Source organism: Hymenobacter saemangeumensis, assembly GCF_039541835.1.
GTDB lineage: Bacteria > Bacteroidota > Bacteroidia > Cytophagales > Hymenobacteraceae > Hymenobacter > Hymenobacter saemangeumensis.
Window position 1 is genome coordinate 61,300 of sequence record NZ_BAABGZ010000078.1, and the last position, 24,252, is coordinate 85,551.

At 62.2% G+C, this 24,252-nt stretch carries 25 protein-coding genes; 7 read left to right on the plus strand and 18 right to left on the minus strand.

Features of this window, described 5'->3' with window-relative positions; all coding sequences use genetic code 11:
• Nucleotides 1-3 precede the first annotated feature (3 nt).
• A complete protein-coding gene (locus tag ABD919_RS20210; RefSeq protein ID WP_345237885.1) occupies nt 4-2,433 on the minus strand; it encodes an efflux RND transporter permease subunit in 2,430 nt (809 codons plus the stop codon).
• A gap of 138 nt (nt 2,434-2,571) precedes the next feature.
• Here ABD919_RS20210 and ABD919_RS20215 point away from each other — a divergent pair, with 138 nt between their 5' ends.
• Nucleotides 2,572-2,943, plus strand: coding sequence for a hypothetical protein (locus ABD919_RS20215; RefSeq protein ID WP_345237886.1), 372 nt, complete (start codon nt 2,572-2,574; stop codon nt 2,941-2,943).
• Between the two features lie 173 nt (nt 2,944-3,116).
• Nucleotides 3,117-6,113, plus strand: a complete 2,997-nt coding sequence (gene secDF / locus ABD919_RS20220; protein ID WP_345237887.1) for a protein translocase subunit SecDF — start codon at nt 3,117-3,119, stop codon at nt 6,111-6,113.
• A 106-nt stretch (nt 6,114-6,219) separates the two neighbouring features.
• On the opposite strand, the gene ABD919_RS20225 is transcribed toward secDF, so the two are convergent.
• On the minus strand, nt 6,220-7,131 hold the full coding sequence (locus ABD919_RS20225; protein ID WP_345237888.1) for a YitT family protein: 912 nt from the start codon (nt 7,129-7,131) through the stop codon (nt 6,220-6,222).
• A gap of 155 nt (nt 7,132-7,286) precedes the next feature.
• Here ABD919_RS20225 and ABD919_RS20230 point away from each other — a divergent pair, with 155 nt between their 5' ends.
• From ABD919_RS20230 to ABD919_RS20240, 3 genes are all read left to right on the plus strand, one after another.
• The gene (locus ABD919_RS20230) at nt 7,287-7,511 is read left to right on the plus strand and encodes a hypothetical protein (protein ID WP_345237889.1); all 225 of its coding nucleotides are present in this window, start codon (nt 7,287-7,289) and stop codon (nt 7,509-7,511) included.
• 264 nt (nt 7,512-7,775) lie between these two features.
• Nucleotides 7,776-8,501: a DUF6088 family protein gene (locus ABD919_RS20235; protein ID WP_345237890.1), complete on the plus strand. Its 726-nt coding sequence runs from the start codon at nt 7,776-7,778 to the stop codon at nt 8,499-8,501.
• A 140-nt stretch (nt 8,502-8,641) separates the two neighbouring features.
• Nucleotides 8,642-9,970, plus strand: a complete 1,329-nt coding sequence (locus ABD919_RS20240; protein WP_345237891.1) for an ATP-binding protein — start codon at nt 8,642-8,644, stop codon at nt 9,968-9,970.
• Between the two features lie 177 nt (nt 9,971-10,147).
• On the opposite strand, the gene ABD919_RS20245 is transcribed toward ABD919_RS20240, so the two are convergent.
• From ABD919_RS20245 to ABD919_RS20255, 3 genes are read right to left on the minus strand one after another with little or no spacing between them, the layout of a single operon-like run.
• The gene (locus ABD919_RS20245) at nt 10,148-10,525 is read right to left on the minus strand and encodes a hypothetical protein (protein WP_345237892.1); all 378 of its coding nucleotides are present in this window, start codon (nt 10,523-10,525) and stop codon (nt 10,148-10,150) included.
• A gap of 1 nt (nt 10,526) precedes the next feature.
• A complete protein-coding gene (locus ABD919_RS20250; RefSeq protein WP_345237893.1) occupies nt 10,527-10,898 on the minus strand; it encodes a hypothetical protein in 372 nt (123 codons plus the stop codon).
• A 10-nt stretch (nt 10,899-10,908) separates the two neighbouring features.
• Nucleotides 10,909-11,316 carry a hypothetical protein gene (locus tag ABD919_RS20255; protein ID WP_345237895.1) on the minus strand — a complete coding sequence of 136 codons (408 nt, stop codon included), beginning with the start codon at nt 11,314-11,316 and terminating at the stop codon, nt 10,909-10,911.
• Between the two features lie 640 nt (nt 11,317-11,956).
• Here ABD919_RS20255 and ABD919_RS20260 point away from each other — a divergent pair.
• The gene (locus ABD919_RS20260; protein ID WP_345237896.1) at nt 11,957-12,217 is read left to right on the plus strand and encodes a hypothetical protein; all 261 of its coding nucleotides are present in this window, start codon (nt 11,957-11,959) and stop codon (nt 12,215-12,217) included.
• A gap of 83 nt (nt 12,218-12,300) precedes the next feature.
• Here ABD919_RS20260 and ABD919_RS20265 read toward each other — a convergent pair whose 3' ends face one another.
• The 13 genes from ABD919_RS20265 to ABD919_RS20325 form a co-directional block, all read right to left on the minus strand.
• Nucleotides 12,301-12,666 carry a hypothetical protein gene (locus tag ABD919_RS20265; RefSeq protein ID WP_345237897.1) on the minus strand — a complete coding sequence of 122 codons (366 nt, stop codon included), beginning with the start codon at nt 12,664-12,666 and terminating at the stop codon, nt 12,301-12,303.
• 32 nt (nt 12,667-12,698) lie between these two features.
• Nucleotides 12,699-13,088 (minus strand): hypothetical protein, encoded by a 390-nt coding sequence (locus ABD919_RS20270; protein WP_345237898.1) that lies wholly within the window; start codon nt 13,086-13,088, stop codon nt 12,699-12,701.
• Between the two features lie 15 nt (nt 13,089-13,103).
• The gene (locus ABD919_RS20275) at nt 13,104-13,643 is read right to left on the minus strand and encodes a hypothetical protein (RefSeq protein WP_345237899.1); all 540 of its coding nucleotides are present in this window, start codon (nt 13,641-13,643) and stop codon (nt 13,104-13,106) included.
• Nucleotides 13,644-13,649: 6 nt separating this feature from the next.
• The gene (locus tag ABD919_RS20280) at nt 13,650-14,540 is read right to left on the minus strand and encodes a hypothetical protein (RefSeq protein ID WP_345237900.1); all 891 of its coding nucleotides are present in this window, start codon (nt 14,538-14,540) and stop codon (nt 13,650-13,652) included.
• A 31-nt stretch (nt 14,541-14,571) separates the two neighbouring features.
• Entirely contained in the window at nt 14,572-15,951 is a 1,380-nt protein-coding gene (gene traM / locus ABD919_RS20285) for a conjugative transposon protein TraM (protein WP_345237901.1), read from the minus strand.
• 18 nt (nt 15,952-15,969) lie between these two features.
• Complete coding sequence (locus ABD919_RS20290) at nt 15,970-16,764, minus strand: DUF4138 domain-containing protein (protein ID WP_345237902.1); 795 nt, start codon at nt 16,762-16,764, stop codon at nt 15,970-15,972.
• Between the two features lie 124 nt (nt 16,765-16,888).
• Complete coding sequence (locus ABD919_RS20295; protein WP_345237903.1) at nt 16,889-17,641, minus strand: conjugal transfer protein TraK; 753 nt, start codon at nt 17,639-17,641, stop codon at nt 16,889-16,891.
• A 48-nt stretch (nt 17,642-17,689) separates the two neighbouring features.
• The gene (locus ABD919_RS20300; protein WP_345237904.1) at nt 17,690-18,340 is read right to left on the minus strand and encodes a hypothetical protein; all 651 of its coding nucleotides are present in this window, start codon (nt 18,338-18,340) and stop codon (nt 17,690-17,692) included.
• Between the two features lie 21 nt (nt 18,341-18,361).
• Nucleotides 18,362-19,501, minus strand: a complete 1,140-nt coding sequence (locus ABD919_RS20305) for a hypothetical protein (RefSeq protein WP_345237905.1) — start codon at nt 19,499-19,501, stop codon at nt 18,362-18,364.
• Nucleotides 19,498-22,113 carry a TraG/VirB4 family ATPase gene (locus ABD919_RS20310; protein ID WP_345237906.1) on the minus strand — a complete coding sequence of 872 codons (2,616 nt, stop codon included), beginning with the start codon at nt 22,111-22,113 and terminating at the stop codon, nt 19,498-19,500. The genes ABD919_RS20305 and ABD919_RS20310 overlap by 4 nt, the downstream gene beginning before the upstream one ends.
• On the minus strand, nt 22,082-22,411 hold the full coding sequence (locus ABD919_RS20315) for a hypothetical protein (protein ID WP_345237907.1): 330 nt from the start codon (nt 22,409-22,411) through the stop codon (nt 22,082-22,084). Before ABD919_RS20315 ends, ABD919_RS20310 begins: the two co-directional genes overlap by 32 nt.
• A 6-nt stretch (nt 22,412-22,417) precedes the next feature.
• Nucleotides 22,418-22,837, minus strand: coding sequence for a hypothetical protein (locus ABD919_RS20320; protein WP_345237908.1), 420 nt, complete (start codon nt 22,835-22,837; stop codon nt 22,418-22,420).
• A gap of 58 nt (nt 22,838-22,895) precedes the next feature.
• Nucleotides 22,896-23,594 carry a hypothetical protein gene (locus tag ABD919_RS20325; protein WP_345237909.1) on the minus strand — a complete coding sequence of 233 codons (699 nt, stop codon included), beginning with the start codon at nt 23,592-23,594 and terminating at the stop codon, nt 22,896-22,898.
• 237 nt (nt 23,595-23,831) lie between these two features.
• Here ABD919_RS20325 and ABD919_RS20330 point away from each other — a divergent pair, with 237 nt between their 5' ends.
• Nucleotides 23,832-24,218, plus strand: a complete 387-nt coding sequence (locus tag ABD919_RS20330) for a hypothetical protein (RefSeq protein ID WP_345237910.1) — start codon at nt 23,832-23,834, stop codon at nt 24,216-24,218.
• Nucleotides 24,219-24,252 lie beyond the last annotated feature (34 nt).

Below are 24,252 nucleotides of genomic sequence, written 5' to 3' on the forward strand. Positions count from 1 at the left end.
CGATTACGTGCCGGCGGTGCGGGGCCCGACCCGCAGCCGGTCCAAGTCCAGCCCCTGGTCGTCTTCATCGTGATAGGATTCGTCGTAGTGGTGCACCAGGGCCTTGGGGTTAATGGTGTTGCCTTTGCCGTGCCCAAAGGTGATGAGCAGTGCGGGGAGCAGAATCAGGTTGGAAAAATTGGTAATCAGCAGCGAGGCCGACATGAGCAACCCCAGGGCCTTGGTGCCGCCAAATTCGCTGAAGGCGAAGATGCTGAAGCCCACCAGCAGCACGATGCTGGTGTATATCATGCTGGTGCCGGCCTCGCGCAGCGTGACCGATACGGCTGCGCGTACCTGGTAGCCGTTGGTCGCCATTTCCTGGCGAAACTTGGCCAGCAGGTGAATGGCGTTGTCGCCGTCGATGCCCAGGGCAATGACGAAAATCAGGGCCGTGCCCGGCTTAAGCGGCAGGCCGAAGTAGCCCATGATGCCGGCCGTAATCACCAACGTCACGGCGTTGGGAACAAAGGCAAACAACACCGTGCGCGCCGAGCGAAACAGCAGCAGCACCACCAAACTCACGAGACCGAAGGCAATGAGCAGGCTTTCGCCCAGGGTGTTGATGATGTACTCGTTGCCCTTGGTAAAGAGCATCGTGGTGCCGGTGGGCCGCACGTCCATGCCCGTGCCGTTGAAGATGCGCCGCATCTCGGGCAGGATTTTGGCGGTCATCAGCGTATCCAGCTCCCGGGAGCCGATGTCGGCAATCTTGAGGCTGATGCGGGCCTGCTGCCCGGTGCTGTCGACAAAGGAGCGCAGCAGCTTGCTGTCCATGCCCGCGCCGCTGCCCTTGGAGCTGGCCAGGCTGCTGAGAATGAAATTTTTCTCGGAGTTGTCGGGCAAGCGGAAGAACTGCGGGTCGCCGTTGTAAAAGGCCTGGGTGGTGGCTTTCAGAAACGTGACGATGCTGACCGGCGACGAGAGTTCGGGCTGGGTGCGCAGGTAGTTCTCGAACTGGTTGATTTTCTCCAGGTTCTTGAGCTTGAGCAGGCCGCGCTTCTTGTGGGTATCTACCACAAATTCCAGCGGCATCACGCCGCTGAAGTGGCGCTCGAAAAATTTCAGGTCCGAGTTGACCGAGCTTTTCTTGGGCAAATCGTCCACCATGAACGACACGGCTTCGATGCGCCGCACCCCGATAAGAGCCAGCAGCACCAGCCCCACCGTGGCCACATACACGGTAGGCCGGCGATGCAGCACCACGTGTTCGAAGAATTCCAGCAGCTTGGTGAGCGGGGCGGCGTCGAGGTGTTCGAGTTGCTTGGGCGTGGGCGGCGGCAGGTAAGTAAACACCGCCGGAATCAGAATCAGGCTGATGACGAAGGCGGCGAAGATGTTGACGGTGGCCACCAGCCCGAACTGGTAAAGGATGGCGATGTCGGTGAGGCAGAACACGAAGAAGCCGACGGCCGTGGTCGTGTTGTTCATCAGCGTCACCAGCCCGATTTTGCGGATTACCCGCGTCATGGCCAGCACTTGGTTGCCCGATTTGCGGTAATCGTAGTGGTAGCGCGAGAGTAGGTAAGTGCAGTTCGGGATGCCAATCACCACAATAATGCTCGGAATCAGGCCCGTGAGCAGGTTGATTTTATAGCCCAGCAGCACAATGGAGCCGATGCACCACACCACCACCACGCTCACCACCAGCAGCGGAAACACCACCGCCGACCAGTTGCGGAAAAACGCCAGCAGCGTGAGGCCCGTCACCGCCAAGGCCAGGAAGGTGAACAGCTTCATTTCCGAAGCCACCTTGCTCGTCATCGTAGACCGCACGTAGGGCAGGCCGGCGTAGCGCAGCCGGATGCCCGTTTTCTGCTCAAAGGCCTTGGAATGCACCAGAATGTTCTGCATCACGGCCTGGCGGCGCGACGAGTTCAGGTACTTTGGGTCCATGGTGAGGGCCAGCAGCGTGGCCCCGGTGCGGGGCGAAATCAACTGGCCTTTGTAGACCTCCTGCCGGTTTACTACCCGCATCAGGCTGTCCAGTTCCTTTTGCGAGCCCGGAGAGGTTTTGAAGATGGGAACTGCCTTGAATTGGCTCGTGGCCGTATCGCGTCGCAGCTGCAGCAGCTTGGTCACGCTCAGCACGCCGCTCACGCCTGGCACTTTGGCCAGGGTGTCGGTTAGCTGGCGCAGCTCGTTGAAGTTGCCCAGCCGGTAAATGGCCGAGTCCTGCAGGCCCAGCACCAGCACGTTGCCGTCTTCGCCAAACGTTTTCTTAAACTGCTGGAAATACACCATCTCCGGGTCCTGCGGGCTCACCACCTGGGCAAAGTCGTAGGTCATCTCCACGTCCTTGGCCTTGTAAGCCATGAACACGGTGATGAGCGCCAGCACGCCAATCAGCGAAAGGCGGAACCGGATGATGAACAAGGCGAGGTGTGCCCACATAACTCTTTTAAAAAGGCGAAGCTACAAAAAGGCAGGGCAGGCATCCTTTGCGCCTCCCGGCTCCAGTGGGGAGCCCACCGGGCACGAGGGCCCCCAACCCTTTTCCATCTTTTATCTTTGTGGGCTCCCGCTGTGCTCATGTCCCCTGTTGCTCGTATTGCCTGCTCGCTGCGTTTTGCACTGCTCACCGTTTCGGTGTTGCTGTCGCTGGGCCTGAACCACCGGGAGGTAGCCGTCTTTCGCCAGCCGACGGCAACGGAGGCGTACGGAGGCGGAGCACAATCGGTCGAGATGGTCAAGAAGCGGGTGGCCCTGGAAGCCACCTTGGTGCTCAGCCATTACGTGGCGCCCCCGGTCCTGGCCTGGCTACCGGTACCGGCCATCACCACCTGCTGGCTGCCCCGGTTGCGGCGGGCCCTGGCCGTGCCGCGGCTGCTGGCCGGCGTGCATTCGGCCGAGGTGTTCAGGGTCCGGCTGCTGGCCGTGGCGCTCTCGCCCCAAGCCCCCTAACGAAGGAGATACACGGGAATGGAGCTGTTCCGGAGCGGATGCGTTAGCAGCCTCCCCGGCTGCACGCCTGTAGGCGTGCAGTTGCTACTTCCCATCCGGCTGCAGTGGCTCCGCGCTTGCGTGTGCGCCCGCTGCCTCACCCCGTATTTCTCCATCGTTTCCCCTAACCAATAATGCGTAACAAAGGATTGATTGTTGCCCTCACGCTCATCGTGACGGCACTCTGTGCCTATTTTCTTTTTTTTACCTATGTCTCGCGCCGGGTCCAGGACCAGGCCGTGACGTACGCCACCCAGAACGGAAAGCTCAACGAAACGGCCCGCCAGCACTACCTCGACTCCGTATGGCGGGCACCGGTATTCGGCCCCTTCACGTACCGCGACGTGCGCCAGAGCGAGTTGGGCCTCGGCCTGGACCTGAAAGGCGGCATGCACGTGACGCTGGAAGTATCGCCGGTGGAAATTGTGCGCGCCATGAGCGGCAACTCCAAAGACCCGGCCCTGAACCAAGGCATCACCCGGGCCCAGCAACTGCAGAAAACCAATTCGGGCACCGCCTTCACGGCGCTGTTTGCCCGCGCCTACCGCGAGGCGGCGCCCAACCGGCCCCTGGCCCGCCTGTTTGCCAACTCTGCTAATAAAAGCCGCGGCCTCGACATCAACTCGACCGATGAGAAGGTCATCGCCGCCATCGACAAGGAAGTGGAAGAGGCCATTGACCGTTCGTTCGACATCCTGCGCACCCGCGTCGACAAGTTCGGCGTGAACCAGCCCAGCATCCAGCGCGTGAAGGGCACCGGCCGTCTGCAGATTGAGCTGCCCGGCGTCGACAACCCCGACCGCATCCGCAAGCTGCTGCAGGGCCAGGCCAAGCTCGAGTTCTGGGAAGTGTGGGACCAGCAGGCAATCGGGCCGTACCTGATGCAGCTCGACCAGGCCTTGGCGGCCAAGGAAGCCCTGGCTAAGGTCAACATCCTCGCAGCCCCGGCCAGCACTGCTGCTACTACCAGCACCGACACCACTGCCGCAGCCGCTGGCGACTCCACCTCCCTGGCAGCCCAGCTGGCGAAGCAAAACCCGGCCACGGCGGCCAAAACCGACTCGGCCACGGCCGCCAAGGGCGGGCTTCTTTCCCGCTTGTTCACCATGCCCGGCGGCTTGGGCGTGAACCTGCGCGACACCGCCCGCATGAACCAGGTGCTGCGCTCGCCCGAAGCCCGGGCGACGCTGCCTCCTGGCCTCACCCTGCTCTGGGCCGCCAAGCCCGTGACCCTCGACAAGCAGGAATACCTGCGCCTGACGCCGGTGAAGAAGGACCGCAACGGCGGCGCGGCGCCCCTGTCGGGCGAAGTAGTGTCGGATGCGCGCCAGGACTTTGACCAGAGCGGCCAGCCCGAGGTCAGCGTGAGCATGAACCCCGCCGGTGCCCGCAAGTGGCAAGCCATGACGGCCGCCAACATCGGCAAGCAGGTGGCCATCGTCCTGGACGACTACGTGTATACCGACCCGGTGGTGCAAACCGAGATTGCCGGCGGCAACACCAGCATCTCGGGCAGCTTTTCGGTGGAGGAAGCGCAGGACCTGGCCCAGGTCCTCAAAGCGGGCAAGCTGCCGGCCCCCACGCGCATCGTGGAAGAAGCCATCGTGGGCCCCTCGCTGGGCCAGGAAGCCATCAACCAGGGCCTGTACTCCTCGCTGGCCGGCCTGGTGCTCATCATGGTGTTTATGGGCGCCTACTACGGCAAGGGCGGCCTGGTCGCCAACCTGGCGCTGGGCTTCAACATCTTCCTGGTGCTGGGCATCCTGGCCCAGTTCGGCACGGCGCTCACCTTGCCCGGCATCGCCGGTCTGGTGCTCACCTTTGGCATGGCCGTCGACGCGAACGTGCTGATTTTTGAGCGGATACGGGAAGAGCTGGCGCGGGGGGTAGGTACGAAAGAGGCCATTCACATTGGCTACAGCCGCGCCTTCTCGGCCATCTTCGACTCCAACGTGACCACCCTGCTGGTGGCCATCATCCTGGGCTTCTTCGGCACCGGCCCGGTGCAGGGCTTTGCCATCACGCTCGGCATCGGGGTGCTCACGTCGTTCCTCACGTCGGTGTACCTCTCGCACGTCATCGTGGACTGGCTGACTTCGGGGAAAAATGCCGGCAGCTGGACCTTTGCCACGTCGCTGTCGCTGAATATGTTCAAGAACTTTAGCTTTGATATTGTTGGCAAACGCAAAATCGCCTACGTGTTCTCCGGGGCCATCATCGCCCTGGGCTTTGGGCTGATGGCCGTGCAGGGTGGCCCGAACCTGGGCGTGGATTTTAAGGGCGGCCGTAGCTACACTGTGGATTTCAACAAAGCCGTGGTGGCGTCGGACGTGCGCACGGCCCTGGGCGATGAGCTGCAGGGCGCCGGCATCGAAGTCAAAACCTTCGGGGCGCCGCAGCGCCTGCGCATCACCACGAGCTACCTCGCCGGGGATGAAAGCACAGTGGCCGACCAGAAAGTGGAGCAGGCCGTGCGCCAGGGCCTGACCCAGTACGCGGCCAGCAACCCCACCATTGTGAGTTCCTCCAAGGTGGGCGCAACCGTGGCCGACGACATCAAGCAGACCTCGGTGCTGAGCCTGCTGCTCGCCGTGGTGGGCATCTTCGTGTACGTGCTGCTGCGCTTCGAGAAATGGCAGTACTCGCTGGCCTCGATTGTGGCGCTGGTGCACGACGTGCTGATTGTTATCGCGGCCTTTCCCATTGCCCGCCTCTTCGGCATCACCTACGAAATGGACCAGGTGTTTGTGGCGGCCGTGCTCACCATCCTGGGCTTTTCCATCAACGACACGGTGGTGGTGTACGACCGGATTCGGGAATACCTCCACGAAAACCCGAAGCTGACGTTTGCCCAGGTGGTAAACCCGGCTCTGAACAGCACGTTCTCGCGCACCATCATCACGTCGCTGACGGTACTGGTGGTCGTGGTGGTCCTGTTCATCTTTGGCGGCGAAACGTTGCGCTCCTTTTCGTTTGCCATGATTGTCGGGGTAATCTTCGGCACGTACTCCACCCTGTTCATTGCCACGCCCATTGTGCTGGATACGTCCGGGCAGAAGGACGACGGGGCCGGGCAGGAGCTGAATGCGCCCCTTGGCGAGGCGCCTAAGCTTAGCTCCACCCCGGTGTAGGGACCGGTTGCCGCTGAACAAAGAAAGCCTGGTCCATTGGCCGGGCTTTCTTTTTGGGGGCCCTATCACAGGCCACCAGTCGGCGAGCCCGGCGTCCGGGGGGACGCTAGTGCAGCGGACGCCGCTTGAGCATGCCGCCCACGGCGTCGTCGACGCTGTGCTGCACAATGAAGGCGTTCGGGTCGAGGCGCTTTACTTCCTCGCGCAGACCGGGCAGCTCCAGCCGGGTTACCACGGTGAAAATAATTTTGCGCTCCTCGCGGTGCGCGCCCCGCTTGCCAAATCCGCTCTCACCCCGGTAGATGGTCACGCCCCGCCCCAGCTTGTTGGTGATGGCTTCCCGGATGTCTTCGCTGTGGTTGGAAATGATGGTGACGCCCGTGTACTGCTCGATGCCGGTGAGGATAAAGTCCAGCGTCTTGGAGGCTGCCACGTAAGTGAGAATGGAATACAGCGCTTCGGTAACGCCCAGGACGAAGGCCGCAACCCCGAAAATGAAGACGTTGACAATGAGAATAATGTCGCTGACTTTTAACAGGGACGTGTTGCGGTTAATCAGCAAGGCCAGGATTTCGGTGCCGTCGAGCACGGCCCCGCCGCGCATGGCCAGGCCAATGCCGGCCCCGATGAAGACCCCGCCGAAGATGGCCGTAATCAACAGGTCGGGGGTCACGTCGGGGTAAGGCACCAGGACCAGGCAGGCGGCCAGGCCCGCAATGGCGGCCGCGCTTTTCAGGGCAAACCGCACCCCCATCTGCCGGTAGCCCAGGGCCAGAAAGGGCAGGTTAATCAGCAGCAGCCCCCAGGACAGCGGCAGGCCAAGGGCCGCGGCCAGCAGCATGGAGATGCCGGTTGCGCCCCCGTCGATGAAGTGGCTGGATAAGAGGAAGCCTTTCAGGCCCATGCCCGCGGATAAGATGCCGGCGATGATGAAGGACAGGTTTTTTGCTCCCGTACGAAAAGCCTGAATGGACAAGGGCTTGGCGGGCGCTGGGGTATTTGCCTGGGGAAGAATCATAGAACAAAGAGCAAGCAACAGCTGCTCGACGGCCAATTCCGGAGAATTTTTGCAGGAGCAGTAAAAGGCCCAAAAGTACTGCCATTCTGCGCCTGTTTCGTAATTTGCAGGATATGCGAATGGCAACGTCGTGATTACCCTTAAGAAGCAACGTGATGGAGAAGCTTTTTGGTCTTATGCTGCTGCTGAGTGTGTTCCTGTTGGTAGTCGGGGTTTTTAGTCCCCAAAAGAGCTTGTTCTGGCTGCCGACAACCCCTACCCGATTCAAATCCAGCGTACTCTACCTGGGGCTGAGCATGGTGTTTTTTCTCCTGTTTGGCCTGGCATTGGAAGTAAGCACCGAACTCGAGGAGGTCACCCCGACGGTGCAGGTCCAGTAGCCCGGCGACTAAGCTGGAGTCTACCCCTGCCCGGGTGCGACAGGGAGTCGAACACACGCAAGTGACCTACCGCATGGCCAGGCGACGCGCAGCGGACCTGTTCGCTTGTACCAGTACTGAATGGTATTGCCGATTTGCTTGCCGAGGTACAAACTGGTACTTGCTCAGCGGCAGGAGCTCCACCCGCGAGAGTAGTGTCAAGTTTTTGCTTGTAAAAACTTGACACTGTAACGTACATTGCGTAATCAACCTCAACGCGTGTTCATGCCGGAGTCTATTATGCAGCGTGTCCGCCAGCAGGTGTTGGCGGTTGAGCCGGGTAAACTGATAAACTATGCGGACCTAGTGACCGAGCCCTCGCAGTTCGGGGCAGTGGCAGCAGCATTGAGCCGCCTTATTCGGGAAGGGCTGGTGGTTCGCTATGCCAAGGGGCAGTATTACCGGCCCCAGACCAGTCGGTTTGGCACGCTGCCGCTGTCCGAGGGGGCCATATTATGCACCCTGACTACCGAAAAAGGGGTAGTGTCAGCCTATCTCACTGGTGCTGCACTTTATAACCAGCTGGGTCTGACTACTCAGGTGCCAGCTACTATTAAGGTGACTTCCCCCAAGCCGCGGCGCACCCGGCCAAAGCGGGTGGCGTTTGTGGTGCGCCCGGCGCCGGAGCGGGCCAGCGACGTGCCGCTGCTGCAGTGGTTGGAGGTACTGCGCGACCTGCGCCGCATTCCCGATGCCCGGCCCAATGACGTCCTAGCCCGGGTTCAGCGCTTCGTCAAAGCCCTTGCCCCGGCCGAGCGTCGCCGCCTCGTGGAACTGGCCAGCCACCAGGCCCCGCCACGCGCCCGCGCAGTACTCGGGGCGTTGTTGGAGTTGCAAGGCGATAAACACGGCGCCGCTAGCCTACGGGCCACCATCAATCCGCTCACTACTTACCGACTCGGCCTCAGTACCGCTGCCCTGCCCAACGCCCCCCAGTGGCACATCCGGTGATGCTTCCGCCTAACCCTATAAAGAGTCAGCGTACTGCCTTTGCTCTTGCTCAAGCCCGCTTTTTCCAGCTTGGGAATTGGGTAACTTGCCGGCTATTGGTCGTTTTGTTACCCTGACCCGTTGCTTTGTTAACGTCATCCATGAGCACTGCCCGCGAACAGCAAAACATTGAGTGGAAGGAATCGTGGCGGGAGGAGTACTTCAAGTGGATTTGCGGCTTTGCCAACGCGCAGGGCGGGCGCATCTTCATCGGCACAAACGACGACGGGCAGGTAGTCGGGCTCCCGAACATCCGCAAGCTGCTGGAAGACTTGCCCAACCAGGTGCGGGATTTGATGGGTATTCTGGTAGAAGTCAACCGCCACGAGGAAGGCGGGCTGGAGTACCTGGAAATCGTCGTCGAACCTTATCCCTACCCCATCAGCTACCGCGGGCAGTACCACTACCGCAGCGGCAGCACCAAGCAGGAGCTTAGAGGGCCCGCGCTGAGTACCTTTTTATTGCAGAAGCAGGGCAAGCGCTGGGACGGCGTGCCGGTGCCGGGTGTCACGGCGGCTGATTTGTCGGCCGAAGCATTTGGCCTGTTCCGCCAGCGCGCCGCCAAAAGCGGGCGCGTGGATGAGCAGGTGCTGCACGACAGCGACGAGGCACTACTCGATAACCTGAACCTGCTGGACGGGGACTACCTGAAGCGGGCCGCCGTGCTCCTGTTTCACCCGAACCCCGAGAAGTTCGTGACGGGCGCTTACGTGAAAATCGGCTTCTTTGCCACGGACGACGATTTGCGCTATCAGGACGAGGTACACGGGCCCCTGCTCCTGCAAGTGGAGCGGACGCTGGACTTGCTGCAAACCAAGTACACCAAGGCCCAGGTACGCTACGAGGGCGCCAGCCGCATTGAGGCGGCGCCTTTTCCAACGGCTGCCCTGCGCGAGGCCTTGCTGAATGCGCTGGCTCACAAAGATTACAGCGGCGGCACGCCCGTGCAGATTAGCGTGTACGAGGACCGGCTGCAGTTCTGGAACGATGGCCACCTGCCCGACAGCTGGACGGTGGAAAACCTGCTGCGCAAGCACCCGTCCAAGCCCTTTAACCCGGACGTGGCCAACACGCTGTTCCGGGCCGGCTACATCGAGTCCTGGGGCCGGGGTACCCTTAAGATGTTGAATGAGTGCCGCGCGGCGCACCTACCGGCCCCGCGTTTCTACTTCGAAGCCTCGGGTTTCGTGGTCGCGTTTACTGAGTACTCGGCTTCCTACTGGCAGGATAAAGGAGTGCGCGCCGACCTGGTGCCGGTGCTGCTCTACGCCGGGCAGCACGGCAGCATTACCAATACCCTGGTGCAGCAGCAGCTGAGCGTGAGCAAGCCGACCGCTACCCGCTACCTGAGTGAGCTGGAAAAGGGCGGCTGGTTGCAGAAATCCGGCAAAACCGGTGTGGGCACCCAGTACATGCTCCTCGATTCTTAAAGGGCTCACAAAGGGCTCACCACTTCCGGGTAGGATTTGACAAAAGCGCCTTGCCAGCGCCAGGACCCTGTTTTTGGCGTACTTCTGTACCATGGCAATGGGCTCAGTAAGGGCTCACGGGGGCTGGTGTGCTTCGCAAAGAAGCGGTGGAAGCGGCTTGGGCTACCGGCATCGGTTCTATAAGCCAGCGGCCACGCGCTGTTGCTGCTCAAAGGCCCAGTCCTCTGGTGATAGTATGGCCTGCATAAAAGCAGAGTAGCCGACGTCGCGCCGCTCCAGCGCATGCCGGCGCAGGGCCAGGCTGGATTTAGCGCCCGCAAAGCCACCCTTCTCCATGGCCTGGCGAAAGCGCTCGGGCAATCCTTCCAGCCAGTGCCGATAATCCTCCTCTGTCACTTCCCCGTCCGCCAGCTGCTGGTACCGGTACGTGGCGTTGCCCAGGCGAAACAGCCGGGCCATCTCGGCCCGCTGACTTTCGGGCAACTGCAGCAAGGCCTGTAGCTGGGCCTGGTGGTGCTTGTCGAGCGGGTGACGCGGCTGGAGCAATTCTTCCATCTTATTCAGCCACTCCCTGCTTGGCAAAGGTGGATAAGGCGTGGTTGTTTACGTATAGTATCCCCGCCCTCTTACCCGCATTGAAGTTGGGTCCATCCCCACGCATCACCTGCCAGACGTTGGCGTAGGCCACGCGGACCGACGAACGGGGCTGCTGGCTGCCAGGCTGGAGCAGCACCTCACACGCAAAGCCGTCGGCACCGATTTGCAGATTCCACACCGTGCTGTGGTGCAGGTGCAGCGTGCCGAGCATGACCGGGCCGTTATCCGTTTCAAAGTAGGTCGTGCACACCATGAAATGATGCTGCGGGTTGGAAAGGCCGGCTTGCACCTCGTGCAGAACGGCGGCTAAATCATGCGGCTCACGGGGCATAAGGCGGTAGTTAGGGCTGGTTCATGGTCCACGGCGTGGGGTAATTCTCGCGGTAAATCTGCTCGTTGTAGTACACCGACTCGGTCGGCAGGAAGGTGAGTCGTTCGCCCACTTCCTCCCCAGACGGGATGACTTTGCGCAACAACTGGTAGAGCTGCTCGAACGGAATGGTGGCACGGAATCGGTCGACCCAGGGGCCCGGGACGTGTGGCTTACCGTCTTCCGGGTAGCGCACGAATTCCGCGTCGAAGGTCACGAAATCAGGGCCAATTTCAAGGTTGGTGACCTCGCCGTGGTGCAGGGAAAACACGGCCGGGTAGTGGCGGCGCCGCGGGTGATTGTCGCGGTCATAGTAGTGCCCGCCCAGTAGGTAGTAAACGGTCGGGTCATCCAGGTCCGTTTTGGCTTGGCGAAGCAACTCCGGCAGATTAGCCCAGGTGTTTTGCTTTTCCATCAACGGAGCGTTAGGGGTGGCTAATGAGGAAAAAATTCCAGTAAGAAGCGGAAATTGGCGAATATTTTCCAATAAGACGCTTCACGGCGCTGCTGGTTGTCGACTCAGTGCCCAGACATGGTATGAAGAAGACCGGGAAGTTTAAGGTGAAGCACTACTTGTGTAAGGTGCTGCTATTCCGAGGAAAGGCGTAGAAGAAAAACAGCGGCAGCGTTGCAAAATCTTTAGCGCAACATTGGAAAAATTGTGGCTTTAATGCGCAACAGGGGCATATTTTAAGCCTTTTCGCTAGCTTTGCCCCGTCAACCTGATTGCCGAGTATGCTGGCCCTGAAATTCTCCGCTTTGCATAAATGCCCCTCGTCAGCAGACCTCGCTGCGGACTGGCTGAGCTGGGCTCACCGGCAGCCGCTGCCCATCCAGCAGCGGCCCGCCCTCTTCGTGGGCTCCCTGGCATAACGCTCCCTTCTGGCTGTAATCCGCAGGTCGCGGCCCCACTCGCAATGGGTGATGGGCTGTGCCGCTGATTACCTGTTTCCTGCCCGGCCCCCTTCAGGTGGCCGCAGGCGGGGCGTTTTCAACCCTTTCCGTCGAAGTATTACCTTATGTCCGCGAGTCCTTATTGCCGGTTCTCCCGCATCTGCCCTACCGTGCAGGTGCAAATGGTTCGGCTCATTCAAGAACAGTTTACTCCCTCCCTATCCCTTTCCACCGAAGCCCCCGCGTCTGCCTGGGCCCGAGCCATTGCCCTGGCTGACCCTACGTTTGTGTACTGCACCGCCGGGGAGCCCACCATCCGGATTTGCCCGGAATCCTCCCAGCAGCTGCGCGAGTGCCTGCAGCGGGAGCTGACCAAACCGGCATAGCGTACCAAGTCCTAACCCCTAATAAGAAAGGCCGCCCAGACATCTGGGCGGCCTTTTTGCTGTACTTGTGCGGGAGAGAACCTCTATTGGCTGGCCAGCCTGACCAGCTCATCGTAGGCGCGCAGCTCGTGGCGAAACAGCGCGTAAGCCTCCGGCGTTGCAAACCAATAGAAATGCCTTTTTTCGTTGGTCATTGAAATCAAACGAAGCACGTCAACCGAGTAGCCAAAAGCCGCAAAGAGGCGCTTGATTAGCGGGGCGTACAGCTGCCGGTCATCCTTTTTGATTTCGACCAGCCGGGCGTAGTTGAAGCGGTGCGTAGTTGCCCAGGACTTCATCTGCCCGTGCGCCATGCGGTTAAGCCGGACGCGGACGAAACGCAGGGCGGTAGGATAGTTGATGACGAGCGCCGGGTCAGGAAAGCCAGCGGGAGCAAAGGGGGAGTTCATATAACAAAAGTAAAACGCAGCTGATTGCTTCCTTACTGCCCAATCACGTACACCGGGACTGCCTGCGCATCGGTGCCGCGCCCGGTTTCCTTCTTCACTTCCCGCCCGTCGAGCAGAATGGCCGCGGTGATTTCAGACGCAGCCGTGCCCCCGTCCAGGCTGGCCAGCAGGCTGAGGTGGTCACCCCGCTTCATGGTGCGCTTAAACCGGTAGGTGGCCGGCAGGGGCACGTTGTTGAGCGTGGTGGTGCCGCCGCTCTCGTTGTCGTAGCTGATGTAGTCCGACACAGGGGCGGAGGGGGAAGAAATGCGGTACTCGACCTGGTATTCTGTAGGGCCGGTGGGGGTAGCCTCGTCTTTGGAGCAGCTGGTGGCAGTGGCCAGCGTGGCGCAGCTTAGTAGTAAATAAGTTAGTCGTTTCATCGGTCAGAAAAGGGGTTAGCGGAAGTGGTACCGCAGGCCGGCGCTGGCGTAGCCTGGCCATTGGTCGATGAGGGGATTGTTTAGTAGGTAGCCTTTAGTGGCGGTGGCCACGAGCGAGAACCGGTTGCCCAGGAAGCAGTCGACTTCGGCCCCGGCCTGCGGGCCGTAGGTGAAGCGCTGCGGCTCCTTCGCGTCTGCCGTAAGCTCCCCGGTGCCGTTCTCATGGGTGCGCTCGTAGCCGGCCGCGGCGCCCAGCAACAGGTGCACGTAGACCACTTCCCCGAGGCGGAAAAGCTGCGGAGCGAGCAGTACCCGGCCCACGTAGCTGGAGTATTCGCCCCGGCCGCTCAGGTTGCCGGCGTCGCGCAGGGCGCTGGCCCGCAAGGCCAGGCGGTTGGTGAGCATCGCGGAGTAGCTCAGCTCGTAGTAGTCGCCTTTTTCAGAGCGGCCCAGGTGGGCGCCCCAGCTAGATATGTGTTTGACGTGGCGCTGGGCGGAGGCCGGCACGGCGCCGGCCCCCGCCAGCAGCAGGGCCACTAGCAGGAGGTGTTTCATAAGGAATTAATTGCGGGGGCGGGCCCGGTCGGCTTTGATAAGGGCGTTTTGTACCAGGATGTCGGCATAGACCATTTCCGCCGCCTGCCGGGAGGGGCCGGGCTGGGCGGCTTCGGCCAGCAGCCGGTCGGCTTCCTGGCGCAGCTGCATGGCCTTAATCATGTTGTCATTAGAGGTATTCAGCGCTACCATCCGCTCGCCTTCCGTCATGGCGTAGCGGCCAGGGTTCTTGAGCGTGGCATTAAGCTCGATGCTTTGCTGGGTTATCTCGTCGGCAATCTTGTAGTAGCCGAAGGCGGTGGCAATCTTCTTTTTCTGCATCATCTCCTCGTAGGCGAACGTGGAAACAGCCGCTTCTTCGCGCTTGGCCTGGTACTGCTGGGAGCTCATGCGGTTATTGCCGGCCGTGGAGCCCGCGCCGAAGCGCGAAAACACGTCGTAGACCGTGTTCAGGTCCTGCTGGGGGTTATTCAGCTGCAGGGCCTGGCGCAAGCGCTCGGCCTTCTGAAACACGGGCATGTACTGATTGCTCTGCCCCCGGCCGGACATGGCCAGGGCGCGGGCAAACAGCTCCTGGGGGTTGGAGAGGCGCAAATCCTGAATGCTCTGCACCTTGCGCAAGTCGGCCTGCACCTGGCGCTGCAGCTGCAGGGTCTGGTCGGTGATGTCCTTGACCTGCCCGGTAATGTCCTTGGTGACACCGGCAATCTGCTTGGCGTCGCGCACTACCTGGTAGTTTTTGACCGTTTCGGTCCACTGCGCGAGGCGCTTGGCGAAGTCGCCGATGTGCACCCCCATGTGCACGGGGTCGTTGACCACCATCTGGGCAGTGGCCTCCCTGCCGGAAACCAGAATCAGCGCGAGGGCCGCGAAGGCCGGCAAAAGCGTCTTTTTCATCGTCGTAAGCGGTTTAGTGAATGGAAATGAATCAGCGGGTGGCCGCTTCCGGGCCCAGTTGGCCAGCGGCCGCGGTGGTAATCAGGATGGGGTAGCCATCGGGCAGCAGCACGTCGCGCAGCTTGGTGCGGGTTTTGGGTCGGGAAAGCACCTGAGCGGCGACCCGGCCGCCCACGCCCACCACGGAGTTCGCGGCCGAGGCCGAGCGGTCAATGGCCGTGCTGATTTCCTGGGTGGTCTGCTGCTGCAAGTCCTGTCCGGCCATGCCCGCTTCGCGGGCCACGCGCTTCACCGGGTCTATCATGATGCCCGGCATGTAGTTGAAGTCGTAGATGTCGGCCTGCACCCGCGTCGGGCCGAGGCGGTTGACTTCCAGCGTCACGTTGTTGGTGCCCACCGTGGCCACGCCGGCAAAGACCATGTTCTTGGGGAAGGTCACCCCGGAGACCACGGCATCTTCGAGCAGCCGCAGGATGACCACCGAGCCGGTGCGCACCTTTTGCTCCCCGTTGATGACGCACTTGAAAAACACGTCCGGGGCCAACTGCTGCTCCCGCTGGTTGCCCTGGGCCATCATCCGGGTAGCATTGCCCACCTTCACCGTGTTGAAACCGTCTATTCCCGGCGCGCTCATCCGATTGGCCAGCAGCTGCGCCGTCTGGTTGGGGTCGCGGTAGCGCTTGCCGGTCATGCGCTCGTAGGCGGCGCGGGTTTCCGGCGGCGAGGAGCCCAGCATGGCCAGCACGTCCGGGTCGGTTTCAAACGGAGTGCCGTCCACGTCGCGGGCCGGCATCGGGCTGCGCCCACTTCGGCCAGCAGCCCGGCGGCCACCTCCCCCGCCAGCCGTGAGGTGCCGGCGCGGTACCACCAGGGTCTGCGCCCGGTAAGAGCCCGTGGAAGGGTCCTGAATCGTGGTCTCAATCGTGTCCACTTCGGCCGCGGCCAGGCGGGCGGCTTCGGCGCGGCGGGCTGCAGCCTGAGCCCGGCGGCGCTTGCGCAGGGCCAGACCGGTGGTGTCGACGGCAAACACGTCGACTACATCCTGGTCCATGGCCCGGGCCGGGGCGCTTTGGGCGTCCTGTTCGGCGCGGCGCTGGGCTTCCATTTGAGCCGAAGGCGAGGGCAGGGGCGCCGGGGGCGCGGTTTCCACCGAGGGAATTTCAGGCTCGATGTTGGCCGAAGCAGCCGCGACCGGCTCCCGTTCCTGCTGGGCCGCTTCATTGGCCGCTTTCAGCCACAGAAACAGGCCGCCGATGATGAGCACCAGCAGCAGGCCGGCAAACGCCATCCAGTTCGAGCGCAGGATTTCGGCCGGGGTGCGCTTTACGGGCACGGCAGTAGATGATGAAAGCTCACTATCCGGGCGAATAGTCGTGCCGTTGGGTTGGGTAGGAGAAGTGATGGGTTCCATAGAAGTAGCCAGGCAGCGTTAGATGGTGGCGGCGCGGTTTATCACGCGGGAAGGCACGGGCAGCACCAGCACCCGGGCGCCGTTGAGCTCGCGCAGGGTCACTTCCAGGTAGCCGCGCTCCGTGGCCGCGTACAGGGGAATGGCATAGGTGAGGTAGCCCGTGGTGCGCCCGGTAATGGTCTGGTTGGGCTGGCCGCCGGAGGGAGCCAGCGGGCGCCGGGCCTCGTTCTTCTTGCGGGCCAGAAACTTCTTCTGGGCGTTTTCCACCAGCTGGAAGTCGGTGAAGTCGACGTTGTAGTCGATGTTGGTCTTGTTGATGACCTTAAAGCGCAGGTAGGTGAAATCCTTGTCGTTGCGCACATTGGCCAGCGACAAAACCAGGTCGTTGTCGACCACGGCCACCGCCTGGTGCTCTTCGCGGGCTTTGCGCAGCTTGGTGAGCTTGCCTTCGACGACGGCTTTCTTTTCGCGCTCCTTGTCCAGGGCCAGCTCGTTTTCGGGCGCCGCTCCAGTGGATGAAGCGTTTTTGCCGTTGACACTCAGCGTGCCGTCTTTCTGGAAATCGTAAAGCTGCAGCACCGGGCGGTTCACGAACACAAGCCGGCCCATCCAGTACTTCGAGCCGTAGCGAATGAGCATGGGCGTGGGCGGCGCGTGCTTGCGCCGGGCCCGCACAAACACAGCGTTGGCTTCAATCTTGACCAGGTAGTTGCCTGCCATTCCCACGTCGACCAGTGACACCGGCCCGCCAAAAACCAGGTAGGTGGTGGAGGAGTCGGACACGGCCACGTCCAGCAGGTTGTCGGCGGCCACGACGGCGCGGGTAGGGGAAGAAGCGGCGCTTTGCGCGCGAGCGGGCGAAGGGTGAGTAAGTGATAAAAGCAGCCCTAACAGGGGCGGAAGCGTGTAAAAGCGCATTGGAAAAGGGGATTAGCGTTTAGTTGGCGGGTGCAGCTGGGGCGGGCATAGTTGGGGCGGGCGCAGCTGGCGGTGCCGGCGTGCTGGCCGGGGCCAGACCCCGCTCGGCTTCCTGCAGGCGGCGCTGGCGGTCAGCTTCCTGGGCCTGCAGCAGCTCCTGCTCTTCCCGCGTCAGCTGCGGCGAGTAAGGGATGTAGTCGAAGTTGGTGATGAGCAGCCCGTAGGGATTGGCATCGGAGCGGTTGGTTTCCACCAGGTTGAACTTTGCCGCCAGCGGCAGGGGCTCTTTCTGCTGGCCCCCGATGAAAATGCGCTGCTTGATGTACACGGAGCCCGACCAGGGACGCTTGCTCATGTCCACGAGCACGCTGTCCACGGTCACCACGTTGCGGGCGGCGTAGCGCTCGTAGTTCTGCAGCACCTGCCCGCGGGTGAAGCCCTCGTAGATGCGCCGGCCGCCCCGGCCCTCAATCAGGGGCAGGGCCGCGTCCAGGTTGGCCTTGTAGGTGTATTGGTCGTGGCCGAACATGGTTTGCATGAACTGGCGCACCAGGTTGCGGGCCTCGTAGGGCGTGTGGGCGTCGTTACCGGCCGATAGGGCGGCCACCGAGCCGGTTTGCGAGACGACGTACACGCGCCGGCCGCTGTTTTCATAAGCCCGGTACACGAGAAAGCCCGAGGCCAGGGCCACCAGTAGCAGGGCCAGCACGCTGCTCAGCGCAACGTTGCGCATGGTGGAGAAAGAGGTGCTTAAGTCTTTGGCGGAATCCATTGGTGAGGGTCTGGTTGTGGTAAATGGTGCGTTTTCTCCCCACTGCCCTTATCGGGTGATGGGCAGCAGCACCTTTTTGAAAGAGTCATCGAAGCCACCAGCGCGGCCGCGGTAGGGGTACACCACCAGGGCGGGCTGCTTTTGCTCGTTCTCTCCCAGGTAGGCGTAAAGCGTGCCGCGCACAGTCAGGGGCTTGCGGGGCTCGATTGCCGTGACGGCATACCGCTCGCGGCCGGGCACATTCAGGTTCAGGCCGCCTACCCGGAATGAGGCCAGCGTATCCCGCCCGTTGGGTGAGTACAGCGGCAGTGAGGCCGGCACCTTTTGATGACCGAAGCCCTGGGGTATCCACTGCAGCACTGCCTCGTAGGAAATGCGGTAGCCGGGGGCATCTTTCGCCCCATCCGGGCGGTCCGGGTCCGACTGCCACATGGCCGGCAGCCGCAGCTGCATGGGCTCTGCTTTCATGGCTTTGGCCGAAACGACCTGCAGGTACCCCTCCCGAGGGGTTTGCTCGGCCACGCCCGGCCTGAGGTCAACGGCTGTGGAGGGCAGTGGGGCGGTAAGGCTGGCTTCTACTTGGACAGCCGCCGGCGCATCGGGGGTGCTGCCGCTTTCCTGGGAAGTGGTATTGGATTGACAGCTGACCGCAAAGGCAAGGATAAGGCCGGTGGCAAACGACAAGGGAAGGTTCTTCATGGATAGGAGTCAGAGAATGGGTTATTTGGTCCAGATACCCGAGGCACGCTGCCGGTAAGTCGGGTTCAGGGCTTCGGACATCGTGATGGTCGGCAAGCCTGAGGAGGCTGATGAAGAGGCCGGTTCGCTGCCTTCATTGTACCCGCCGGCGCTGCCTCCTCCCCCACCGGATGAGCCTGCGCTACCTCCCCCGCCCCGGCTGCCGCCGTTGCCCAGGGCGCGACCAACGGCACTCGACAGGCCCCCGCCACCGGGCGAGGCCACGCCGGCCACGGCCGTTGCGGCGCCCACGGCCGAGCCGACCATGGAGCCCACGAAGCCCTGCACGGCCGAGGAGCCGATGAACATCGACGTGAGGTAGGGCACCATCACGTAGAGCAGCACGAAGGCCACTGACATGACCATGAACTTCTCATCATCCACCGACTGCTGCGGGCCGTTAGTGAGGCCGCTGAAAATGCCATTGGGGGCCTGCGCGGTCTCGGCGTAGAAGCCATAAATGGTGTCAAGCAGCACGAACGTCAGCCCCCAGAGCTGCACGGCCAGGAAGTTCTGCAGCCACTTCATGGCCAGCTGTCCGAAAGCCGGAATCACCGACAGGGTCATGGCAATCGGCCCGCACACGTACAGAAAGCCCAGGATGAACTGCTGGATAAACTGCATGATGTGGCGGATGATGAGCACCGCCGTGGCGGTAAACAGCCGGGTCAGGATGCCGGAGAGCGTAAACGAGTTCAGCGTCTGGGAAATGCTGGTCATCAGCGAGCTGGCGCCCGCCACGATGTCACCGATGCCCATGGAGTCGTTGCGCGCCGCGGCGGCCACCGAGGCCGGTGTGGTTAGGTCGCGGATTGCTTCGGCGGCTGACTTATCGGTCGAGAACATGGCGGTAAAGGCAGCCAGCCCCGCGCCGAGCGTATCCATCAGCGTCTGGTAGAAGAAGAGCAGGAAGAATATCCACGTAGCCTTGATAATCGGTCCCCAGTCCATGGCCAGGCCGCTGCCGGAGATAAAGCCGCGCCCGATGGTGTAGAGCAGGGCGATGCCCATCAGCGAGGGCGTGATGAAGCGGCAGGCGGTGAGCACCACCTGCAGGGTCTGGTCACAGGCCCGCAGAAAGCCCGGGTCGATGCCGTAGGCCACCATCGCGAGCATACTCATTTCGCTAAGGCCCCTTTGCGGGCCTGTTTATCTTCCACAAACTGGTCGACGGCGTAGTCCAGGCGCTGCACGCGGACCGGCTCGTACTCTATCTGCCCCTCCGCGTTGAGCAGCACATGGCCGTTCTTATCGGTCCGGGGCCGCTGCTGGGTCTGCTGGTAGAACTTCACCAGCTGGTTGAGGTGGTTGCGCTCAATGGGCTTGGACGTCAGGATGGCATCGAGCTGCGGGGAGGCTTCCAGGGCGAAAACCTTGCCCTTGGCGCCCTGCTTGATAAAGAACTCCCGCAGCGCCTCGGTCGAGCGCACTGACTTAATCAAATCCATCTCGTGGCCGGTCAGGCCGAGCGGGGCCTGCAGCTGGGCCAGCGAGTCGGGGTTGACGTGGCGCAGGATAATCTTGGTGGCCGAGTTGTTGATGATGGCTGGCCCGATTTTGCTGCTGGTAATCTCGGTGATGCCCTGCGTGATGATGGTGACCGACCCGTTGGTTTTGCGGATGGTGCGGTACATCGACTCGATGAATTCCGAAAGCACGCCCGAAAGCATGGTCCAGGCCTCGTCCAGGGCGATGTACTTGATGTCGTCGGGAAACTTGCGGAATAAGTCCAGGCTCAGCTCGGTGATAAGCATGGCCACCACCGGGTAGAGGTCGGGGTCGGCCTGCACCTTGGCCAGGTCAAAGCAGATGAGCCGGTACTCGCTCAAATCCACGTCGCGCTTGGCGTTGAGTACCCGCTCGTAGCGGCCACCGGTGATGTACTGGCCCAGCACCAGAAAGAACTGGTGCATGTCGATGTACTTCAGGTTTTTCTGGTACTGCCGGCGCGCCCCGTCCAGTGGGTCCGGCTCCACCCCATCGCCGGGCTGCGCCACGGGCTTCTGCATTTCCTGGTCGTACTGCTCGACGAAGCGGTAGAAGCTTTCCATGCCGGGAAACTCCTCGTCTTTCTGGTTCAGGCGGGGGCTCTCGTTCAGGCAGGCGTAGTACTCAATCAGAAAGCGCGAGAGAATGGTGCGCTCCGACTTATCCAGCGCCGTATCCTTGCCACCCTTCCAAAGGGCGGCCAGCAGGGCCAGGTGAAAGTTGGTTTTCTCATCGTTGTAGAGCCACTTGCCGGCCGCGTCGCGCGGCACCACGAAGGGGTTGAACTCGATGGGCCGCTGCGGGTCGTACTCGAAGTAGGTGTGGTCGAAGTCCTCGCCGTTGAGCGACTGCAGCACGTTGCGGTAGGTGCCGCCCACGTCCATGATAATCTGGCGGGCGCCCTTCTCGAAGCGCTGCACAATCAGGTTGCCGAAGGTGTAGCTCTTGCCCGAGCCCGAGGGGCCGATGACAATGGCGTTTTGGTTGTCCAGGGCCGTGTTGAACAGGTTTACCTGCACCAGGTTGCGGAACCGGTCGGTGAGGTACTCCCCTACCGGGTCGGTTTTGTAGGTGGCCGTCCAGTGGGTGTAGCAGGCCCCACGGTCGGCGGTGCTCGTCAGCCAGCGGTCCGGCACCTGCCAGGCGTTGCCCGGCAGCAGGCCGAAGAACACGGGCAGGGCCAGGTAGCTTTCCACGACGCTTTCCGTGCCGAACATGTAGCGAAAGGCCGCCGTGGCGCGCTCCACGTTCTCGCGCCGGCTGGTGTCGTTCGTGTCCCAGAGCACGCAGCTCAGGTGCAGGCCCACAATCTGCTTGTTTTCGGCCCGCACTTCGGCCGTAAACTCCTCGACTTCGGCCGCCCGCAGGTGGTTGTCCTGGGTGGCCAGAAAGGAAAGTGAGGCGTTGAGCTTGCGGTCGGTATCCAGCGAGCCGAGCTCGGCCCGGGTATCCTGAATGAGCAAGGCTTGCGTGAGCACGTGCGGGCACTGCAGGATGTGGGTGAGCGGGTAAAGCATCGGCGCCGTCACCCCATAGGAGTTGCGCACGGCCGGGTAGGCGTCGGAGCCCTGCCCGACCATCGAGAGCACGTTAACCTTGTGCTCGCCCACGCTGAAGGTGCCCAGGTCGTTGCCGATTTCGCGCTCCTGCCGGGTGGGCTGCCCGTCGAAGTTGAGGTTGAAGTACTGCAGGTAGAGCTGGTGAATCTCCGCGCTTTGCAGCCGCTCGAAGGTCACGCCGCCCAGGTTCTTGATGCCTTGGATGAATTCCACGGCCCCGCTTTCGGCGGCTTCGAGCGTGTGCACCAGCTGGGCGAAGGGGTTCTTGAGCACGGCCTCGCCGGCGCGGGCTACCAGGGCATTCACGGCGTTGGTCTTGGGCGACTTGACCGCTACCGGCGCGAAGGAGAGGAACAGGTAGGACCTCTGGAACAGCACCAGCCGCTCGAAGAAGTGCTTGTTCATCTTGTTCTCGAAGTAGGTCTGCTGGGTTTTGTCTTCGCGGTAGGGCCGGTCGTAGTAGATGTCGGTTTTCTGCACGATGGTGCCCACCGGCAGGGGGCGCAGCACGCCCACCAGTGCGGTCTGAAAGGCCTCGTAGTCTTCCGCTGTCCAGCTTTCCATCTCGGCGGGCTCCACGCGGAAGCCCACCGCGACGCGGCCGTCCTTGAAGACCACCTTGTCGCCCTCGAAGCTGTGCACGGGCATCACGGCGTTAAACGCGGCCGTTTTGGGCTTTTTGGTCATGGGTGGAAGGGGTGGGAATGGGCCCCACCGCCAGGCGGCGGGGCTGGATGAAGGTGAAGGAGAGCCAGCCCATCAGAAAGCCGGGTGCCTGCTTCTTGCTCAGGTAGCGCAGACCCAGAATCAGACCCAGCTCGATTAGAATGACCAGCAGGTACACCAGGCGCGGGATGTGAACGGCCATGCCCAGGAAGCCCAGCAGCAGCACCGAGCCGATAAAGAGACCCACCATGATGCCCAGGTCCTGGATGTTCATGCCCAGTACCTGCGCGGGCCGCTCGATGGATTTATAAGCGCGCATGGCTGCTTAGCGAACACCTCCGTCCCCGCCGCCCACGGCGCTGACCAAATCGTCCTTGAAGAGCTGGAAGCCAAACCACAGAATCACGCCGCCCACGAGCCAGCCCAGGGAGCCCAGCGCGTCGGGGGCACCCTGCACGAACTTCATTACCACCCTAATTAGGCCGACAATCAGCACGATGGCGAAAATGACCTGCACGATGCCGATGACGGTGTCCTTCACGCCTTCCAGCGCGGCCGCGGCGCCCCCGCCACCCAGCTGGGCGCGGGCCTGGCTGGTGGCCAGGGCCAGGGTGGTGAGCAGGGCAGCGGCGCGCTGCTCGGTGCGGGAAGGCTGATAGGTTTGACCGGCCGCGGCCAGGGAATGAAGCGTGTTAGTAGCCGTAGCGGCGTGGGTACGGGCCCGGAAAAGGAAGTTGGTTAGCATAGAAAGGGTGAATAGGTGGAAACAGGGTGCTTATCTCCCCTGAAAGCAGGTGTGGCATCTAGGAGGGTTTGGCCGTGGGAATGGGGCTGCCGGCGCCGGGGAACAGGCCACTCAGCGCCGCCCGCTGGGCCGCGGCGTCCGCGCTTATGCGCGCCCGCTGCTGCTGGCGCAGGCTGATGCGGGCGGCGCGGTTGGCCTGGTCGTTTGCCGTCGGGGCGGGCGCCGTGAGGGGGTTGTGGTAGAGTGACGCGGCCGGCTCTTCTTCTACCTCCGGCTGCTCGTCGGCTGCGGGCGCAGGATTGGGAGCGGGCCTTGCGGGCGCGGCAGCTCCCCCCTGGGCATCCAGCAGGGAGGCCAGGGCGCCGGCCGCGTGGCGAATGGAAGCCGGGCGTGGCGTCTCCTCTGCTGGTGTTTCCTGATTGCCATCGCTCAGGTCAGCAGTTAGTTCTGCGTTGTTGACGGCAGGCGTTGTTTCCTCTTCCTCAACAGAATGCATGGGCTCTGAGGCTGCCATGTCTTCCTGAGGGAGCAGCCGGGCCAGTGCTTTGCCAACTTCCGTAGTGGCAACTGCTTTCTCGGCCGCTTGGGTGGCCGTGGCAGTTTCGTAGTGAAAGGTGCGCAGCGAATGGTGGTTGCGGGTGGCCAGCACGGCGACCGGTGCAGCCGGTTTGCTTGGTCCCTTGAAACGCCACCACAGCAGCGCCGCCAAGGCACCCAGGGCCAGTACTACCACCAGTAAGAGTATTCCGGAACGCATACCGGCCCCTTACGGCAAGAAGCACGGCAGTGTTAGCAAAAACTTAGTCAAAACTTAAAAAATACTTGCCCGTATCAGTCTCCTGCCAGCGAAGTAGCTTCCGGCTGATGCCAGCCGGATGGTAGAAGATTTGAGTTTTTCCCCAATGGCGTTGCGGCTTCTAAGCCCGATATGCGTCCTTTGGGGTATCGCTCCGATACTTCACCCCCACTGCCCCAGCAGTGTGCCCTTCTTCGCATGGTACCATCCGACCACGTTTCCGCCCCGTTGGGGTTTCCTGACCTTAGCCTGTCTGCACCCTACAGCGAGTGCCTACGCTACGTGCAGTTTCGCCTGAAAGCCCTGCCCCAGGGTGATTTAACCGCATTTTGTGCCCAGCATGGCCTTACCTATACCAACGTCGTCAACCTGAAGAACGGCAAGCTCAAGCGCGACGAGCCGCGCCTCGTGCAAAAGGTGCTGCGCGCCCTGGGCGTATCCACCGAAATCGTGCGCATCGACATCGGCAGCGGCGCCAATCAGTACGTGTTCGGCAGCAGCGAGCTACTAGCCCAGTTCCGCGAGCAGCTGGCCTTCTTCGAGGCGGCCGCGCAGCGGGCCGGCAGCACGCCGCCGACCACCTAACCCCGGATAGCTTTCCTGCTTGGGGCCCGGCCGC

What these genes read in the sequence shown, in the direction of transcription:
- ABD919_RS20210 (WP_345237885.1), bottom strand. Translation starts at nt 2,433, where the DNA reads ATGTGGGCACACCTCGCCTTGTTCATCATCCGGTTCCGCCTTTCGCTG.
- ABD919_RS20215 (WP_345237886.1), top strand. Translation starts at nt 2,572, where the DNA reads ATGTCCCCTGTTGCTCGTATTGCCTGCTCGCTGCGTTTTGCACTGCTC.
- secDF (WP_345237887.1), top strand. Translation starts at nt 3,117, where the DNA reads ATGCGTAACAAAGGATTGATTGTTGCCCTCACGCTCATCGTGACGGCA.
- ABD919_RS20225 (WP_345237888.1), bottom strand. Translation starts at nt 7,131, where the DNA reads ATGATTCTTCCCCAGGCAAATACCCCAGCGCCCGCCAAGCCCTTGTCC.
- ABD919_RS20230 (WP_345237889.1), top strand. Translation starts at nt 7,287, where the DNA reads ATGGAGAAGCTTTTTGGTCTTATGCTGCTGCTGAGTGTGTTCCTGTTG.
- ABD919_RS20235 (WP_345237890.1), top strand. Translation starts at nt 7,776, where the DNA reads ATGCCGGAGTCTATTATGCAGCGTGTCCGCCAGCAGGTGTTGGCGGTT.
- ABD919_RS20240 (WP_345237891.1), top strand. Translation starts at nt 8,642, where the DNA reads ATGAGCACTGCCCGCGAACAGCAAAACATTGAGTGGAAGGAATCGTGG.
- ABD919_RS20245 (WP_345237892.1), bottom strand. Translation starts at nt 10,525, where the DNA reads ATGGAAGAATTGCTCCAGCCGCGTCACCCGCTCGACAAGCACCACCAG.
- ABD919_RS20250 (WP_345237893.1), bottom strand. Translation starts at nt 10,898, where the DNA reads ATGCCCCGTGAGCCGCATGATTTAGCCGCCGTTCTGCACGAGGTGCAA.
- ABD919_RS20260 (WP_345237896.1), top strand. Translation starts at nt 11,957, where the DNA reads ATGTCCGCGAGTCCTTATTGCCGGTTCTCCCGCATCTGCCCTACCGTG.
- ABD919_RS20265 (WP_345237897.1), bottom strand. Translation starts at nt 12,666, where the DNA reads ATGAACTCCCCCTTTGCTCCCGCTGGCTTTCCTGACCCGGCGCTCGTC.
- ABD919_RS20270 (WP_345237898.1), bottom strand. Translation starts at nt 13,088, where the DNA reads ATGAAACGACTAACTTATTTACTACTAAGCTGCGCCACGCTGGCCACT.
- ABD919_RS20275 (WP_345237899.1), bottom strand. Translation starts at nt 13,643, where the DNA reads ATGAAACACCTCCTGCTAGTGGCCCTGCTGCTGGCGGGGGCCGGCGCC.
- ABD919_RS20280 (WP_345237900.1), bottom strand. Translation starts at nt 14,540, where the DNA reads ATGAAAAAGACGCTTTTGCCGGCCTTCGCGGCCCTCGCGCTGATTCTG.
- traM (WP_345237901.1), bottom strand. Translation starts at nt 15,951, where the DNA reads ATGGAACCCATCACTTCTCCTACCCAACCCAACGGCACGACTATTCGC.
- ABD919_RS20295 (WP_345237903.1), bottom strand. Translation starts at nt 17,641, where the DNA reads ATGGATTCCGCCAAAGACTTAAGCACCTCTTTCTCCACCATGCGCAAC.
- ABD919_RS20300 (WP_345237904.1), bottom strand. Translation starts at nt 18,340, where the DNA reads ATGAAGAACCTTCCCTTGTCGTTTGCCACCGGCCTTATCCTTGCCTTT.
- ABD919_RS20305 (WP_345237905.1), bottom strand. Translation starts at nt 19,501, where the DNA reads ATGAGTATGCTCGCGATGGTGGCCTACGGCATCGACCCGGGCTTTCTG.
- ABD919_RS20310 (WP_345237906.1), bottom strand. Translation starts at nt 22,113, where the DNA reads ATGACCAAAAAGCCCAAAACGGCCGCGTTTAACGCCGTGATGCCCGTG.
- ABD919_RS20315 (WP_345237907.1), bottom strand. Translation starts at nt 22,411, where the DNA reads ATGCGCGCTTATAAATCCATCGAGCGGCCCGCGCAGGTACTGGGCATG.
- ABD919_RS20320 (WP_345237908.1), bottom strand. Translation starts at nt 22,837, where the DNA reads ATGCTAACCAACTTCCTTTTCCGGGCCCGTACCCACGCCGCTACGGCT.
- ABD919_RS20325 (WP_345237909.1), bottom strand. Translation starts at nt 23,594, where the DNA reads ATGCGTTCCGGAATACTCTTACTGGTGGTAGTACTGGCCCTGGGTGCC.
- ABD919_RS20330 (WP_345237910.1), top strand. Translation starts at nt 23,832, where the DNA reads ATGGTACCATCCGACCACGTTTCCGCCCCGTTGGGGTTTCCTGACCTT.